The 15,082-nt window shown below is 71.6% G+C and carries 13 protein-coding genes; 6 read left to right on the top strand and 7 right to left on the bottom strand.

What is annotated here, in order from left to right; genetic code table 11:
• Positions 1-22: 22 nt before the first annotated feature.
• The 3 genes from ACIPK4_RS02080 to ACIPK4_RS02070 all read right to left on the bottom strand — a co-directional run bounded on the left by ACIPK4_RS02080 (position 23) and on the right by ACIPK4_RS02070 (position 2,092).
• Positions 23-616, bottom strand: a complete 594-nt coding sequence (locus ACIPK4_RS02080; RefSeq protein WP_402308615.1) for a TetR family transcriptional regulator — start codon at positions 614-616, stop codon at positions 23-25.
• A gap of 21 nt (positions 617-637) precedes the next feature.
• A complete protein-coding gene (locus ACIPK4_RS02075; RefSeq protein WP_402308612.1) occupies positions 638-1,660 on the bottom strand; it encodes an aldo/keto reductase in 1,023 nt (340 codons plus the stop codon).
• Between the two features lie 87 nt (positions 1,661-1,747).
• Complete coding sequence (locus tag ACIPK4_RS02070) at positions 1,748-2,092, bottom strand: DoxX family protein (protein WP_402308610.1); 345 nt, start codon at positions 2,090-2,092, stop codon at positions 1,748-1,750.
• Between ACIPK4_RS02070 and ACIPK4_RS02065 the strand changes: the two genes are divergently transcribed.
• Positions 2,091-2,390, top strand: a complete 300-nt coding sequence (locus ACIPK4_RS02065; protein ID WP_402308607.1) for a MarR family winged helix-turn-helix transcriptional regulator — start codon at positions 2,091-2,093, stop codon at positions 2,388-2,390. The genes ACIPK4_RS02070 and ACIPK4_RS02065 overlap by 2 nt on opposite strands.
• 9 nt (positions 2,391-2,399) lie before the next feature.
• Here the strand turns inward: ACIPK4_RS02065 and ACIPK4_RS02060 are convergent, their stop codons facing one another.
• Positions 2,400-3,851, bottom strand: coding sequence for a DHA2 family efflux MFS transporter permease subunit (locus ACIPK4_RS02060; protein WP_402308605.1), 1,452 nt, complete (start codon positions 3,849-3,851; stop codon positions 2,400-2,402).
• Between the two features lie 65 nt (positions 3,852-3,916).
• On the opposite strand from ACIPK4_RS02060, the gene dusB reads away from it, so the two are divergent.
• The 5 genes from dusB (at position 3,917) to ACIPK4_RS02035 (ending at position 10,699) form a co-directional block, all read left to right on the top strand.
• Positions 3,917-5,059 carry a tRNA dihydrouridine synthase DusB gene (dusB, locus tag ACIPK4_RS02055; RefSeq protein WP_402308603.1) on the top strand — a complete coding sequence of 381 codons (1,143 nt, stop codon included), beginning with the start codon at positions 3,917-3,919 and terminating at the stop codon, positions 5,057-5,059.
• A gap of 376 nt (positions 5,060-5,435) precedes the next feature.
• On the top strand, positions 5,436-8,144 hold the full coding sequence (gene ppdK / locus ACIPK4_RS02050) for a pyruvate, phosphate dikinase (RefSeq protein WP_376194325.1): 2,709 nt from the start codon (positions 5,436-5,438) through the stop codon (positions 8,142-8,144).
• A 389-nt stretch (positions 8,145-8,533) separates the two neighbouring features.
• Positions 8,534-9,586 carry a helix-turn-helix domain-containing protein gene (locus ACIPK4_RS02045; protein ID WP_054222870.1) on the top strand — a complete coding sequence of 351 codons (1,053 nt, stop codon included), beginning with the start codon at positions 8,534-8,536 and terminating at the stop codon, positions 9,584-9,586.
• A 114-nt stretch (positions 9,587-9,700) separates the two neighbouring features.
• Positions 9,701-10,165, top strand: coding sequence for a group III truncated hemoglobin (locus tag ACIPK4_RS02040; RefSeq protein ID WP_402308599.1), 465 nt, complete (start codon positions 9,701-9,703; stop codon positions 10,163-10,165).
• Between the two features lie 129 nt (positions 10,166-10,294).
• Positions 10,295-10,699: a VOC family protein gene (locus ACIPK4_RS02035; RefSeq protein WP_054222872.1), complete on the top strand. Its 405-nt coding sequence runs from the start codon at positions 10,295-10,297 to the stop codon at positions 10,697-10,699.
• A gap of 30 nt (positions 10,700-10,729) precedes the next feature.
• Here ACIPK4_RS02035 and nirD read toward each other — a convergent pair whose 3' ends face one another.
• From nirD to ACIPK4_RS02020, 3 genes are read right to left on the bottom strand one after another with little or no spacing between them, the layout of a single operon-like run.
• On the bottom strand, positions 10,730-11,074 hold the full coding sequence (nirD, locus tag ACIPK4_RS02030) for a nitrite reductase small subunit NirD (protein ID WP_402308596.1): 345 nt from the start codon (positions 11,072-11,074) through the stop codon (positions 10,730-10,732).
• A complete protein-coding gene (gene nirB / locus ACIPK4_RS02025) occupies positions 11,071-13,617 on the bottom strand; it encodes a nitrite reductase large subunit NirB (RefSeq protein WP_402308593.1) in 2,547 nt (848 codons plus the stop codon). The genes nirD and nirB overlap by 4 nt, the downstream gene beginning before the upstream one ends.
• A gap of 2 nt (positions 13,618-13,619) precedes the next feature.
• Positions 13,620-14,942: an NAD(P)/FAD-dependent oxidoreductase gene (locus tag ACIPK4_RS02020; RefSeq protein WP_402308591.1), complete on the bottom strand. Its 1,323-nt coding sequence runs from the start codon at positions 14,940-14,942 to the stop codon at positions 13,620-13,622.
• Between the last annotated feature and the right edge of the window lie 140 nt (positions 14,943-15,082).

Below are 15,082 nucleotides of genomic sequence, written 5' to 3'. Positions count from 1 at the left end.
TCCGCACGGTGTGACCCCCCGGTCAGGCGCGCAGACCCCGGATCACGAGCGCGGTGACCGCCTCGAACTCCGTGATGATCGTGGGCGAGAGCCATTCCGCCGCGTACTGGGGATCGTGGAACCGGCCGGTGGCGTCGAACACCGCACGGGCGGCAGCCGGTACGTCGGGCGCACTGAGCGAGCCGGCCTCGACACCCTCGGAGATGATCCGGCCCAGCTGGTCGATCAGCTGGCTCAGGTGGTGGTCCACCACGCCGCTGTTCTCCGCGAGCAGCACCGTGTACGTCGCGAACAGCTCGGGGTCGTCACCGGCCTTGTGACGCTTGGCCTCGAAGAGCGCCTCCAGCCACGCCTCCAGCTTGGAGGGCGCGGTCCCCTCGGGGGCCGAGGCGATCTCCTCCAGGGTGACGACGCTCTTGGCGAGCCAGCGGTCCGTGACGGCCTCGCGCAGCGCCGCCTTCGACGGGAAGTGCCGGTACACGCTGCCGTGGCTGACGCCCAGGGCCCGCGCCACGTCCACCACGGTCGCCTTGGTCGGGCCGAAGCGGCGCAGCACCTCCTCGGTGGTCTCGAGGATGCGCTCGGGGGTCAGGGGCTCGGCAGCAGCGGGGGGCATGGGTACGACCGTACCGCCCGCTCAGCGCTCGCTGTCGAGGTGGGCCATCTGGGCGGCCGGATACCGGTCGCCGGCCGCGGCACCGGCCGGAACCGCCTCCTCGATGGCCGCCAGGTCCGCGGGGCTCAGCCGCACGTCCAGGGCACCCAGTGCCTCGGACAGCCGGTCCCGGCGTCGGGCACCCACCAGGGGCACGATGTCCCCGCCGCGCGAGAGCACCCACGCGATGGCGGTCTGGGCGATGCTGACCCCCTTGTTCTCCGCGACCTTGCGCAGGGCGTCGACGAGGTCGAGGTTGCGCTGGAGGTTCTCGCCCTGGAAGCGGGGGCTCATCCCGCGGAAGTCGCCCGGCGCCAGTTCCCGGTCGCGGCTGAAGTGCCCGCTGATCAGGCCTCGGCTCAGCACCCCGTACGCCGTGATCCCGATGCCCAGCTCCCGGGCGGTCGGCAGGATCTCCTCCTCGATGCCGCGGGAGATGAGCGAGTACTCGATCTGGAGGTCCGCGATCGGGGTCACGGATGCGGCCCGCCGCAGGGTGTCCGCGCCGACCTCGGAGAGGCCGACGTGCCGCACGTGCCCGGCCTGGACGGCCTCGGCGATGGCGCCGACGGTCTCCTCGATCGGGACGTCCGGGTCGACGCGGGCGATCCGGTAGATGTCGATGTGGTCCCGGCCAAGGCGCTGGAGCGAGTAGGCCAAGAAGTTCCTGACCGCGTCGGGGCGGCCGTCGTATCCGGCGAAGCCGCCCTCCACCGTCCGCAGCGCGCCGAACTTGACGCTGGTCAGCGCCTGCTCGCGGGCCGCGGCGGGCGCGGTGCGCAGGGCTTCGCCGATGAGCAGCTCGTTGTGGCCCATGCCGTAGAAGTCACCGGTGTCCAGCAGGGTGACCCCGGCGTCCAGGGCGGCGTGGATGGTCGCGATCGACTCGCTGCGGTCGGCCTCCCCGTACAGGGCGGACATGCCCATGCAGCCCAGCCCCAGGGGGAAGACGGAGGGGCCGGTCGAGCCGAGGGTGCGGGTGCGGGTGTTCTCGTTCTTCGTCATGGAACAACCTTGGCATGACGGGTGACAGATTTCAATATCTGTCACCCGTCAGGGTGGCTGAGGCCGGTGGGCGCCCGCCCGGGGCTGCTATGCCGCCATGCGCAGGGCCAGTGCCACGGCCGCGACCAGGGCCAGCACGGCCGCGGGAGCCAGTTCGAAGTCCTTGACGCGCAGGTGGCTGATCACCGCGCCGATGAAGTAGAGGGTCACGCCCAGTGCGGCGGCGACGCCCAGCGGAGTCACCCACACGCCTGCGACCAGTCCGATCGCGCCGGCCGCCTTCAAGGAGGCCAGCCGGGGCAGCCAGGCGTCCGGGACCCGCACCTTCCGCATGCTCGCCGTGACCGCCTCGTTCCGCTGGAGCGTGAGCGTGGCTGACGCGGCCAGGACGAGTGCGAGCAGGCCGGCGACGACGGCGTAGGCAATGAACATGAAGAGCCAGCGGGCACTCGCCGAGCGGCTGGAGGTGGACCCGAGCGTGCTGGTGGGGATCCTGAACGACCTGGAGGGCGAGGGCCTGGCCGTGCGCCGCCGGGACCCGGCCGACCGCCGCCGTCACAACGTGGCCATCACCGAGGCCGGATCGACCGCCCTCGCCAAGACGAACGCGGCGCTCGACGAGGTAGAACTCGCCCTGTTCGCCGCACTCTCGCAGCAGGACCGGGACGCCCTGCGCGGCCTGCTGGCCCGGATCGACTCGAACGCCGACGACTTCGAGTGCGGCGAGTAGCGGGGTCCGTCAGCCGTGCGGCGGGACCGCGGCCCGCTTCGGCTCCGCGGTCGTCCGCTCCAGCGCGCGGGCGGTCCGCGCCGCTGTCCCCATGGCCCACCGGCCGCTGGTCACGGCGCCCACGACGAGCGCGAGCAGTCCGCAGCCCGTGATGACCCACCAGGCCGGCCGGGTCGCCTCGGCGAAATCGGCGCCGCCGGCCGTCCCCGCCGCCAGCACCGAGCCGATCACGGCCACGCCCAGCGTGCCGCCGGTCTGCCGGCTGGTGGAGGCGACCGCGGCCGCGACGCCCGCCTGGGCGCGCGGCATCCCGGAGACCGCCGTGTTCGTGATGGGCGCGTTCACCATGCCGAAGCCCAGCCCGAACAGCACGTACGCGGTGAACAGCAGCGGGGTCGAGGTCTCCGCCGAGAAGGCGGCGAACAGGAGCCCGCTCGCGGCCATCGCCGTCCCCGCGATCAACAGTGACGGCCGTGGCCCCCGGCTTGCCACCAGTCGCCCCGACACCGGCGGGCACAGGAAGGTGAGCAGGGCCATCGGCAGCATGTAGAGCCCGGCCTCCAGCGCGCTCAGCCCCCGTACGTCCTGCAGGTACAGCGTGTTGAGGAACAGGAATCCCGACAGCGCGGCGAAGGCACTGACGGCGATCACCGTCGCGCCGCTGAAGGGAGCGCTCCGGAAGAACCGCGGGTCGATCAGCGGCTCCGCCCGGCGGGGCTCGTGGAACAGCAGCCCCGCCAGCGAGGCCACGGCCACGGCGGCGCAGACCAGGATGACCGGGGCGGTCCAGCCCGCGCTCGGCGCCTCGATGATCCCGTACGTCACGGAGCCCAGCAGGGCCATGACCAGCAGCTGCCCGAGCGGGTCCGGGCGGCGCGGGTGCCCGGCCCGCGACTCCGGCACGAAGCGCAGGGTCATGATCAGGGCCAGCAGCCCGACCGGGAGGTTGAGCCAGAAGATGGAGCGCCAGCCGACCGACTCCACGAGCAGTCCGCCGATCAACGGGCCCACGGCCATGGAGATGCCCACCACCGCGCCCCAGACGCCGATGGCGCGGGCGCGTTCGCGCGGATCCGTGAACGTGTTGGTGATGATCGACATGGCGACCGGGTTGAGCATCGAACCGCCCACGGCCTGGACCATCCGGAAGGCGATCAGCCACTCCAGGCTCGGCGCGAGCGAGCAGAGGAGTGAGCCCGCGGTGAAGACCACCAGACCCGCGGCGAAGACCCTGCGGCGCCCGATCCGGTCCGCGGTGGAGCCCGCGAGCATCAGCAGTGAGGCCAGGACCAGCGTGTAGGCGTCGATCGTCCACTGCATGCCGGCCACCGACGCACCCAGTTCTCGGCGCATCGAGGGCAGGGCGACATTGAGCACGGTCACGTCGAGGCTGACGATGAGCAGGCTCGTGCAGCAGATCACCAGGATCAGCATCCTGCGACGGCGGCTCGGCTCGGGCATACTTACGATAGTACGCCTAACTAAAGAAATACGGGATGCGATTGTTCTGGGCGACAATGGGGGGCATGACCACGCTCCCCCCGCCGCTCGCGATCGGCCCGCACACCGTGCAGCCCCCCGTGGTGCTCGCGCCCATGGCCGGCATCACCAATGCCCCGTTCCGTACCCTCTGCCGTGAGTTCAGCGGCGGCAAGGGGCTGTTCGTGAGCGAGATGATCACGACCCGCGCCCTGGTCGAGCGCAACGAGAAGACCATGCAGCTGATCCACTTCGACGAGACCGAGAAGCCCCGCTCGATCCAGCTGTACGGAGTCGACCCGGCGACGGTCGGCAAGGCGGTCCGCATGATCGTCGAGGAGGACCGGGCCGACCACATCGACCTCAACTTCGGCTGCCCGGTCCCCAAGGTGACCCGCAAGGGCGGCGGCTCCGCCCTCCCTTACAAGCGGAACCTGCTGCGGGCGATCCTGCGCGAGGCCGTCGCGGGCGCCGGCGACCTGCCGGTCACGATGAAGATGCGCAAGGGCATCAACGACGACCACCTCACCTACCTCGACGCGGGCCGGATCGCCGTCGAGGAGGGCGTCACCGCGATCGCCCTGCACGGGCGCACCACCGCCCAGCACTACGGCGGCACCGCCGACTGGGACGCCATCGCGCGGCTCAAGGAGCACGTGCCGGAGATCCCGGTGCTCGGCAACGGCGACATCTGGTGCGCCGAGGACGCGCTGCGCATGGTCCGCGAGACGGGCTGCGACGGCGTGGTCGTCGGCCGCGGCTGCCTGGGGCGCCCGTGGCTGTTCAACGACCTGGTCGCGGCGTTCGAGGGGCGCCCGGAGGACTTCCACAAGCCGACGCTGCGCGAGGTCGCGGCGACGATGCACCGGCACGCCGAACTGCTCGGCGAGTGGATCGGCGACGAGACGCGCGGGGTGATCGACTTCCGTAAGCACGTCGCCTGGTACCTCAAGGGCTTCTCGGTGGGTTCCGAGATGCGGAAGAAGCTGGCCGTCACCTCCTCCCTGGCCGAGCTGGACGCTCATCTGAGCGAGCTCGACCTGGACCAGGGGTGGCCCGAGAGCGCGGACGGCCCGCGTGGCCGGACGTCCGGAAACAACCGGGTTGTCCTCCCGGACGGCTGGCTGAAGGATCCCTACGACTGTGCGGGCGTGAGCGAGGACGCCGAACTGGACACGTCCGGGGGCTGAGAAACAGCTGACAAACTATGCCGCCGGCGGCGTGACATACGCCACGCATGGGTGGGGTTGCGCTCACATGAGCGCGAAAATCACGGGTAAGACTTCCAAAGGGTGGCACTGGGTGCCACCCTTTGTTTGTTCAAGAGTTGAACGCAAATGTATCGATGATCGCTCATCCGAGCGCAAACACGCCGCAGGAGCCCCTTCACCCTTCGGGAGGTGAACGCTCTTCGTAGTTTTTGGCTACTCATCGGTTACTTTCGATCTGGTGGCGCACGGGTGGTTACAGCCGCATGACGACCAAGTGGACGTACCCAGAAGCCTTCGATCTGGGTATGTTCCTGGCCGTCAGGGCAGCCACCGAGTCCTCGAGGAGTCGAGACCCGTGTCGGAAAACAAAGATCAGAAGTTCGTCTACGACTTCACCGAGGGAAACCGCGACCTCAAGGACCTTCTCGGCGGCAAGGGGGCCAACCTCGCCGAGATGACCAACCTGGGTCTGCCGGTCCCTCCCGGCTTCACCATCACCACCGAGGCCTGCAAGGTCTACCTCGCCAGCGGTGAGGCCCCGGCCGCGCTCCGCGACGAGGTCAGCGCCCACCTGGCCGCCCTCGAGGCGAAGATGGGCAAGAAGCTCGGCCAGTCGGACGACCCGCTCCTGGTCTCCGTGCGCTCCGGTGCCAAGTTCTCCATGCCCGGTATGATGGACACGGTCCTCAACATCGGCCTCTCCGACGAGTCCGTCGCCGGCCTCGCCGCCCAGGCCGGCAACGAGCGCTTCGCGTGGGACTCGTACCGCCGTCTGATCCAGATGTTCGGCAAGACCGTCCTGGACGTCGACGGGGAGCTCTTCGAGGAGGCCCTCGACGAGGCCAAGGCCGCCAAGAAGGTCACCGTCGACACCGACCTCGACGCCGCCGACCTGAAGAAGCTGGTCACCCGCTTCAAGAAGATCGTCGCCAAGCAGGCCGGCCGCGAGTTCCCGCAGGACGCCCGCGAGCAGCTGGACCTCGCCGTCGAGGCGGTCTTCAACTCCTGGAACACCGAGCGCGCCAAGCTCTACCGCCGCCAGGAGCGCATCCCCAGCGACCTGGGCACCGCGGTCAACATCTGCTCCATGGTCTTCGGCAACCTCGGCCCCGACTCCGGCACCGGCGTCGCCTTCACCCGCGACCCGGCCAGCGGCCACGCGGGCGTGTACGGCGACTACCTGCAGAACGCCCAGGGCGAGGACGTCGTCGCGGGCATCCGCAACACCGTCCCGCTGGCGGACCTGGAGACCATCGACAAGGCCTCCTACGACCAGCTCATGACGATCATGACGACGCTGGAGACCCACTACAAGGATCTCTGCGACATCGAGTTCACCATCGAGCGCGGCCAGCTGTGGATGCTGCAGACCCGTGTCGGCAAGCGCACCGCCGGCGCCGCCTTCCGCATCGCCACCCAGCTCGTGGACCAGGGTCTGATCGACGAGGCCGAGGCCCTCCAGCGCGTCAACGGCGCCCAGCTCGCTCAGCTGATGTTCCCCCGCTTCGACGAGGGCGCCAGCACGGAGCTGCTCGGCCGCGGCATCGCCGCCTCCCCGGGCGCGGCGGTCGGCAAGGCCGTCTTCGACTCGTACACGGCCGTCAAGTGGTCGCGCTCCGGCGAGAAGGTCATCCTGATCCGCCGCGAGACCAACCCGGACGACCTGGACGGCATGATCGCCGCCGAGGGCATCCTGACCTCGCGCGGCGGCAAGACCTCGCACGCCGCCGTCGTGGCCCGCGGCATGGGCAAGACCTGCGTCTGCGGCGCCGAGGACCTCGAGGTCGACACCAAGCGCCGCCGGATGACGGTGGGCGGCAAGGTGATCGAGGAGGGCGACGTCGTCTCCATCGACGGCTCCACCGGCAAGGTCTACCTCGGCGAGGTACCCGTCGTACCCTCCCCGGTGGTCGAGTACTTCGAGGGCCGCATGCACGCCGGCGCCGACGACGCCGACGAGCTGGTCCAGGCCGTCCACCGGATCATGGCCTACGCGGACCGCGTCCGCCGGCTGCGGGTGCGCGCCAACGCCGACAACGCCGAGGACGCGCTGCGCGCCCGCCGCTTCGGCGCCCAGGGCATCGGCCTGTGCCGCACCGAGCACATGTTCCTCGGTGAGCGCCGCGAGCTGGTCGAGCACCTGATCCTCGCGGACACCGACAAGGAGCGCGAGGAGGCACTGAGTGCCCTCCTGCCGCTCCAGAAGAAGGACTTCGTCGAGCTGTTCGAGGCGATGGACGGACTGCCCGTCACGGTCCGCCTGCTCGACCCGCCGCTGCACGAGTTCCTGCCCGACATCACCGAGCTGTCGGTGCGCGTCGCCCTCGCCGAGGCCCGCAAGGACGCCAACGAGAACGACCTGCGCCTGCTCCAGGCCGTGCACAAGCTGCACGAGCAGAACCCGATGCTGGGTCTGCGCGGTGTCCGTCTCGGCCTGGTCATCCCCGGTCTGTTCGCCATGCAGGTCCGGGCGATCGCCGAGGCCGCGGCCGAGCGCAAGAACGCCAAGGGCGACCCGCGCGCCGAGATCATGGTCCCGCTCGTGGGCACCGTTCAGGAGCTGGAGATCGTCCGCGAGGAGGCCGACGCGGTCATCGCCGAGGTCGAGGCCGCCACGGGCACCAGCCTCAAGCTGACCGTCGGCACGATGATCGAGCTGCCCCGCGCCGCCCTCACGGCCGGGCAGATCGCCGAGGCCGCGCAGTTCTTCTCCTTCGGCACGAACGACCTGACCCAGACGGTGTGGGGCTTCTCCCGCGACGACGTCGAGGCCAGCTTCTTCACCGCGTACCTGGAGAAGGGCATCTTCGGGGTCTCGCCGTTCGAGACCATCGACAAGGACGGCGTCGGCTCGCTGGTCCGCAGCGCGGTCCAGGCCGGCCGGGCGACCCGCCCCGACCTCAAGCTCGGCGTCTGCGGCGAGCACGGCGGTGACCCCGAGTCCGTCCACTTCTTCCACGAGGTGGGTCTCGACTACGTCTCCTGCTCGCCGTTCCGGATTCCGGTGGCGCGCCTGGAGGCCGGCCGTGCCGCCGCCGAGGCGAAGGGCAGCGACAGCCGCTGAGTCCTTCACGGCCCTGACACGGCCCGCTGACTGCGCGTCCGCCCCCGGGTTCCCTGACCCCCGAGGGCGGACGCGCCTATTTTTGTTGTTCAACAAATCTTTACGCCAGCAGGCGGTGGACGGATCCCCACCCGTCCACCGCCTGCTGTCAATCTGCCAGGCACGTCGGCGCTTCCCGGTGCGACCGACCGCCAGGCCCCGCAAAGCCCCCCACGGCCTTCACGGAGCGTTTCGGTCGCACTGGAGTGTGCCCGGCGGAGTACAGGATTTCGGTTGTCACGCCCCTGCCGAAAGGGGTTTCAACTGTGGCTGAAAGGGCGTGGTGACGTCGTGTGACGGCATGCATACTCATGGGGCGGGGGGATTGCGGTTGCACAGGTGGGGGTTCGGTGCTGCGTATCCATTTCACTGGAGTGGACCTGGCACGCGTACGGATGGCAGGGCGTCCCGATGCGTTGTGGGAAACGATTCTGAGTTTTCACCGCTTAAGAGACCGGCGTGATGCGCGGCTCTTCGGTGAATGGCGTACGGAAACCCGGAGCAGGTTGAATAGTGAAACACGTTTGCTCGGTGCGCTCATACCGAGTCGGGGTTACTTTCCCGATTTCCTGACCCCTGTGGAGGGGCAGTACGGGTGGGACGTGGGCCTGGACGCGTTGCGCGGCATCCGCCCCGAGCGGATGCGGCGCGAGCTCACGCTGCTCGGCGCGGGCACCGGCGTCGGGGCGGCGTTCGGCATGCCCTCGGCCGTGAGCGGGGGCGCCGACGCGCCGGTCCCGCGCAGGCTGCGGGACTTCATGGACGGCGGCACCAAACACCTGCCGAGGCTGCTGGGCGAGCTGCGCGGCTACCACCGGGCGGCCGTGGAGCCGTACTGGACGCACATCCAGGCCCAGATCGAGGCCGAGCGGGCCGCGCGCGGCCGGGCCCTGCTGGACGGCGGCGCGGACGAGCTGCTGGCCTCGCTGCCGCCGATGCTGCGCTGGCGGGCGCCGGTCCTGGAGTGCGACTACCCCGTGGACCGCGACGTACGGCTGCGAGGGCGCGGGCTGCTGCTCCAGCCGTCGTTCTTCTGCCGGCGCACCGCCGTGACCCTGCACGACCCGGAGCTGCCCCCGGTGCTGGTCTACCCGGCGGCCGCCCAGCTTGCCTCGGCGCCCACCGGCGGTGAATCGATTCGGCCCTTGGAGGAGCAGCGCCAGCGCACGCTGGGCAAGCTCGTCGGGCACACCCGGTCGGTGGTGCTGCGGGCCATCGGCGACGGCGCCACCACCAGCGAGCTGGCCCGCCGGGCCGGGGTCTCGCTGGCCTCCGCGAGCCAGCACGCCTGCGTGATGCGCGAGGCGGGCCTGGTCACCACCCTGCGCCGGGGCAACGCCGTCCTGCACACGGTGACCCCGCTGGGCGCCGCGCTGCTGAAGGGCGGAGCGGTGGCCTCGTAGTCTGCCCGGGGGCCCCGGGGCGCGAAACGCGGTCCGGGGCCACGGCCCACGAAGTGACGAACCACGGGACTTTCCGCCCTGGCGCCACCGGGACCGCGCCAAGATGCTGGAACCATGAACCAGTTCGCCGCGGACCACGACATCTGCGGCCGCGCCGATCTCGCGGTCGTGCTGCGCCGCTTCTACACGGCCGCTTTCGCCGACCGTCGCATCGGGCCGTTCTTCACCGAGGTGGCCGGGACGGACCTGGAGCTCCACCTGGCCCGGATCACCGACTTCTGGGAGCGGGCCCTGTTCCGTACGGCCGGCTACGGCCGCGACGCCTTCGCCCCGCACGCCGCCCTGCACGCGGCGCGGGCGATGACCGCCGAGGACTTCGGGCGCTGGGTGCAGCTGTGGCGCGCCGCCGTCGACGGCCTGTACCGCGGGCCGAACGCGGAGCGGGCCAAGGCGACGGGCGAGCGGATCGCCCTGGCCCTGCACCGGCGGCTGGCCGGGCCGGACCCCGCGCTGCTCCGCCGGGAGGACACCGGCGGGTTCGTCCCGCTGGCCGCCCTCCACCTCCGCTCCACCGCCTGACCTGCGCAGTCGCAGCCCGCACGGCCGCCTCGCGGGGGCTTCGGAAAAGTTTTCCGGCGCAGCGATGAGTTTTCCCGGGGCGCCCGGTCTACCTCTCGAAAGCACGCACACGAGAGAAGAGGGACCGAGATGCCCACCATGATCTTCGTCAACCTGCCCGTCCAGGACATCGACGCCGCCAAGGCGTTCTGGGGCAAGCTCGGCTATTCCTTCAACCCGCAGTTCAGCGACGAGAGGACCGGCTGCCTCGTCATCAGCGACACGATCTTCGCGATGCTGATGACCGAGGAGCGCTTCAAGGACTTCGCGACCAAGGAGGTGGCGGACGCCACCAAGACCACCGAGGTCATGCTCGCCCTGAGCGCGGAGAGCCGCGAGCAGGTCGACGAGGTCGTCGGCGCCGCCCTCGCGGCGGGCGGCACCGAGCCCCGCCCGGCCCAGGACCTCGGCTTCATGTACGGCCGTGCCTTCGAGGACCTGGACGGGCACGTCTGGGAGTACGTGTGGATGGACCCGGCGGCCGTCCAGGGCTGAGGGCCGGGGGCCGGTGCCCCGCCTCCCGCGCTACGCCACCGCCGCCGAGGTCACGGCGGTCCGCACCGGATAGGTCCGGACCGCCGCCTCCTCGTCGTCCAGACAGCGCCCCGAGGCCAGGTCGAAGCGCTGCTTCAGCAGCGGAGAGGCCACGAAGGGCCTGTTGTCCACACAGCCGACCAGCCCCCGCGAGAGCACCGCCGCACCGGTGAACGGGTCCCGGTTGTCGATGGCGTACAGCCCCCCGGAGCGGCCGATGAACACGGCGGCCTGCCTCCCGTCGGGCAGCAGGACCGCGACGCCGCGTCCCGGGGTCAGGTCGGTCAGCTCGCACACCGTCAGCCAGCCTTCGGCCACCTGCAGTTCCACGGTCATCGGGTGCCTCCCACGGCCTCCAGCGGCCGGATGTCGAGAAGGGCCAGGTCGGGCTTGACCTGGTCGCGTTCGGGAACGAACTTCACGGTCGGGTCGGGTGCGCCGGGCGCGTTGACGAAGGACACGAACCTGCGCAGCCGCTCGGGGTCCTCCAGCGTCTGCGCCCATTCGTCCCGGTAGTGCGCCACGTGGTCGGCCATCAGCGACTCCAGTTCGGCGCACAGCCCCAGCGAGTCGTGCACGACCACGTCCCGCAGGTGGTCCAGGCCGCCCTCCAGCCGGTCCAGCCAGGTGGAGGTGCGCTCCAGACGGTCCGCGGTGCGGATGTAGAACATCAGGAACCGGTCGATGAGCCGCACCAGTCCGGCGTCGGACAGGTCCTGGGCCAGCAGGTCCGCGTGGCGCGGGGTCGCCCCGCCGTTGCCGCCGACGTACAGGTTCCAGCCGTTCGCCGTCGCGATCACCCCGAAGTCCTTGCTCTGCGCCTCCGCGCACTCGCGGGCGCAGCCGGAGACCGCCGACTTGAGCTTGTGCGGGGCGCGCAGGCCCCGGTAGCGCAGTTCCAGGTCGATGGCCATCCGCACGCTGTCCTGGACCCCGTAGCGGCACCAGGTCCGGCCCACGCAGGACTTCACCGTGCGCAGCGCCTTCCCGTACGCGTGGCCGGACTCGAACCCGGCGTCGACGAGCCGGGCCCAGATCCGCGGCAGCTGGTCCACGCTGGCACCGAAGAGGTCGATGCGCTGCCCGCCGGTGATCTTCGTGTAGAGCCCGAAGTCGCGGGCCACCTCCCCGATCACGATGAGCTTGTCGGGGGTGATCTCGCCGCCGGGGATGCGCGGGACGACCGAGTACGAGCCGTTGCGCTGGAGGTTCGCGAGGAAGTGGTCGTTGGTGTCCTGGAGGGCGGCCTGCTCCCCGTCGAGGACGTAGCCGCTCGCGCCGAGCGTGGGGGCGAGCGAGGCGATGATGGAGCCGACGGCCGGCTTGCAGACCTCGCAGCCGTCACCGCCCCGGGCCGCCTCCCGGCCGTGGCCGTCGAGGAGCTGCTCGTACGAGGTCAGCCGGCGGGTGCGGACGATCTCGTAGAGCTCGGCGCGGGTGAAGGGGAAGCAGCCGCACAGGCCCTTGTCGGCGGCCGCGGGCAGCAGCTGGCCGATCACCTTCAGGCAGCTGCCGCAGCCGGTGCCCGCCTTGGTGCACTGTTTGACCTCGGGGAGGGTCGAGCAGGCGGTGATCGCCTTCTTGGTGACGTTGTGGCAGGAGCAGATGACCGCGGAGTCGGGCAGTGCCGAGGGGCCCAGCGCGACCGGCGCCCCGAGGCCGGCGGGCAGCACCAGCTGGTCGGGGCTGACGGGCGGGACGCTGCCCGTCAGCGGGCGCAGCAGGCCGTACGAGTCGGCGTCCCCGACGAGGACCCCGCCGAGCAGGACCCCGTCGGGGGAGACCACCAGCTTCTTGTAGACGCCGGAGCGGGAGTCGGAGTAGACGACGTCGAGACTGCCGGGGGCCGCGCCGTGGGCGTCGCCGAAGGAAGCCACGTCCACGCCGAGCAGCTTGAGCTTGGTGGACAGATCCGCCCCGGTGAACTCCTTCTCCCGGCCCAGGAGGTCCTCGGCGGCGGTCTCGGCCATCTCGTACCCGGGGGCCACCAGCCCGTAGACGCGGCCGTCGCTGGCCAGTGCGCACTCGCCGATGGCGTACACGTGCGGGTCCGAGGTGCGGCAGCGGGCGTCGACCCCGATGCCGCCGCGCTCGCCGACGGTCAGGCCCGCGGCGCGGGCGAGCTGGTCGCGGGGACGGACCCCGGCCGAGAAGACCACGAGGTCGGTGTCGACGGTGGAGCCGTCGGAGAGCCGCATTCCGCTGACGTGGCCGTCCTCGCCGGTGACGACCTCCTGGGTGCCGACGCCGGTGTGGACCGTCAGCCCCATCGACTCGACGGTGCGCAGCAGGGCCGCGCCGCCGCCCTCGTCGACCTGGACGGGCATCAGGCGCGGGGCGAACTCCACGATGCGGGTGGCGAGGCCGAGGCCCTGGAGGGCGCCGGCGGCCTCGAGCCCGAGGAGACCGCCGCCGACGACCGCGCCGCTGGTGCGGGTCCTGGCGTACTCCTCGATCGCGAGGAGGTCCTCGATGGTGCGGTAGACGAAGCAGCCCGGGGCGTCCTTGCCGGGGACCGGCGGCACGAACGGGTAGCTGCCGGTCGCCAGGACGAGCACGTCGTACGGGAACACCCGCCCCGACCGGGAGGTGACGGTGCGGGCCTCACGGTCGATGCTCTCGGCGGGGTCGCCCAGGTGCAGGTCGATCCCGTGCTGCTCCATGAAGCCGGCGGGGGTGAGGGAGAGGTCCTCGGCGGTGCTGCCGGAGAAGTACGAGGTGAGGTGCACGCGGTCGTAGGCCGGGCGGGGCTCCTCGCAGAGCACGCTGATCCGGTGCGTGGCGGTGGCCCCGCGCTCGGCGAGTGCCTCCAGGTAGCGCTGGCCGACCATGCCGTGGCCGATGAGCACGATGGCGGGGGTGGGCGTGGGTGCGGCCATGATCAGGAGCCTCCGTCGTCGGTGAGCAGGTGGAACAGATCGGTCAGGGTCTCGGCCTCCTCCCAGCTGCGGGCGAGTGCACCCACGCTGGAGAGTTCGCCGAGCAGGACCCCGCCGACGAGGCGGTCGCCGCGGACGACGACCTTCCGGTAGGTCCGGCGGGTGGCGTCGGCGAGGCGGACCACGTCGTCACCGGGGAGCGGCGTGGTCTCGCCGAAGGCGGCGAGATCGAACGGGCCGGCCCCTGCGGGTGTGGTGGCGGCGGCGGAGGGGAGCGTGAGACGGGTGAGGGCGCGCGTTCCCGTGTATCCGGGGGCGGCCGCTCCGCCCGTGCCGGCGGGGTCGGCCGCTCCGGGCCCGCGGATCAGCTGCGCGGCCAGGGCGTCGGCCTGCTCCAGGGCGGGGCCCGCGAGGCCGTACACCCGGCCGGCGTGCTCGGCGCAGTCGCCGACCGCGTGGATGCGCGGGTCGCTGGTCCGGAGCCGGTCGTCCACCAGGATCCCGGTGCCCACGCGGAGCCCGGCGGCGAGCGCCAGCCCGGTCCGGGGCCGCACGCCGCAGGCGAGCACGACGACATCGGCGTCGAGCCGGTACCCGTCGGCGAACTCGACCCCGACGACCCGCCGCCCGCCCGAGGCGTCGGCGGACGGTGCCGTCGTCACACCGCGGACCCGGCACTGGGTGTGGATCTCGATGCCGAGACTGCTCAGGTGGCCGTGCAGCAGCGCCGAGGCGTCCGCGTCCAGCTGGCGTTCCATCAGGCGCTCGCCCTGCTGGGCCAGCACCACCTGGGCGCCGCGCTCGGCCAGGGCGCGGGCCGCGGAGACGCCGAGGAGGCCGCCGCCGATCACCACCGCGCGCACGCCGGACCGCACGCCCACCGCGGCCGACAGGGCCAGGCAGTCGTCCATGGTGCGGAACGCGTGGACCCCGTCGGGCAGTTCCCGGCCGTCCGGGGCGAACAGGCCCCGCAGCGGGGGGAGGACGGCGTTGGAGCCCGTGGCCAGGACCAGCGTGTCGTACCGCTCCGTACTGCCGTCGTCGCAGTGCACCGTCCGGTCGGCGCGGTCGACGCGGACCGCGCGCACGCCGCGCCGCAGCGCCGGTCCGGCGTCCGGGAGGGCGGTCACCTCCGGTGCGTACCGGCCCGCCAGGACCTCCGCGAGCAGCACCCGGTTGTACGGAGCGTGCGGCTCCTCGCCGAGGACCGTCACGTCGCCGCCGCCGCCGGCCCCGGCACCCGCGTCCGCGGTCAGCCGTGCAGCGACCCGCAGGCCGGCGAGGCCGCCGCCGATCACCACCACACGCTGCTGGTTCGAGGTCATGGCAGGAGCGTGCGCGCCCGCTGTTTCCCCTCCGCATCACCTCTGTTACCCGGGAGGAACGCGCACCTCAGCGCCCGGGGCAAGGCCCGGTGAGGCGCCCGGTGAGGCGCCCGTCGAGGCCGTCTCGGGGACCGGTCCGG

This window comes from Streptomyces sp. NPDC086989 (assembly GCF_044745505.1).
Taxonomy (GTDB): Bacteria; Actinomycetota; Actinomycetes; order Streptomycetales; family Streptomycetaceae; genus Streptomyces.
This window is presented reverse-complemented; position numbering and strand designations above follow the sequence as displayed.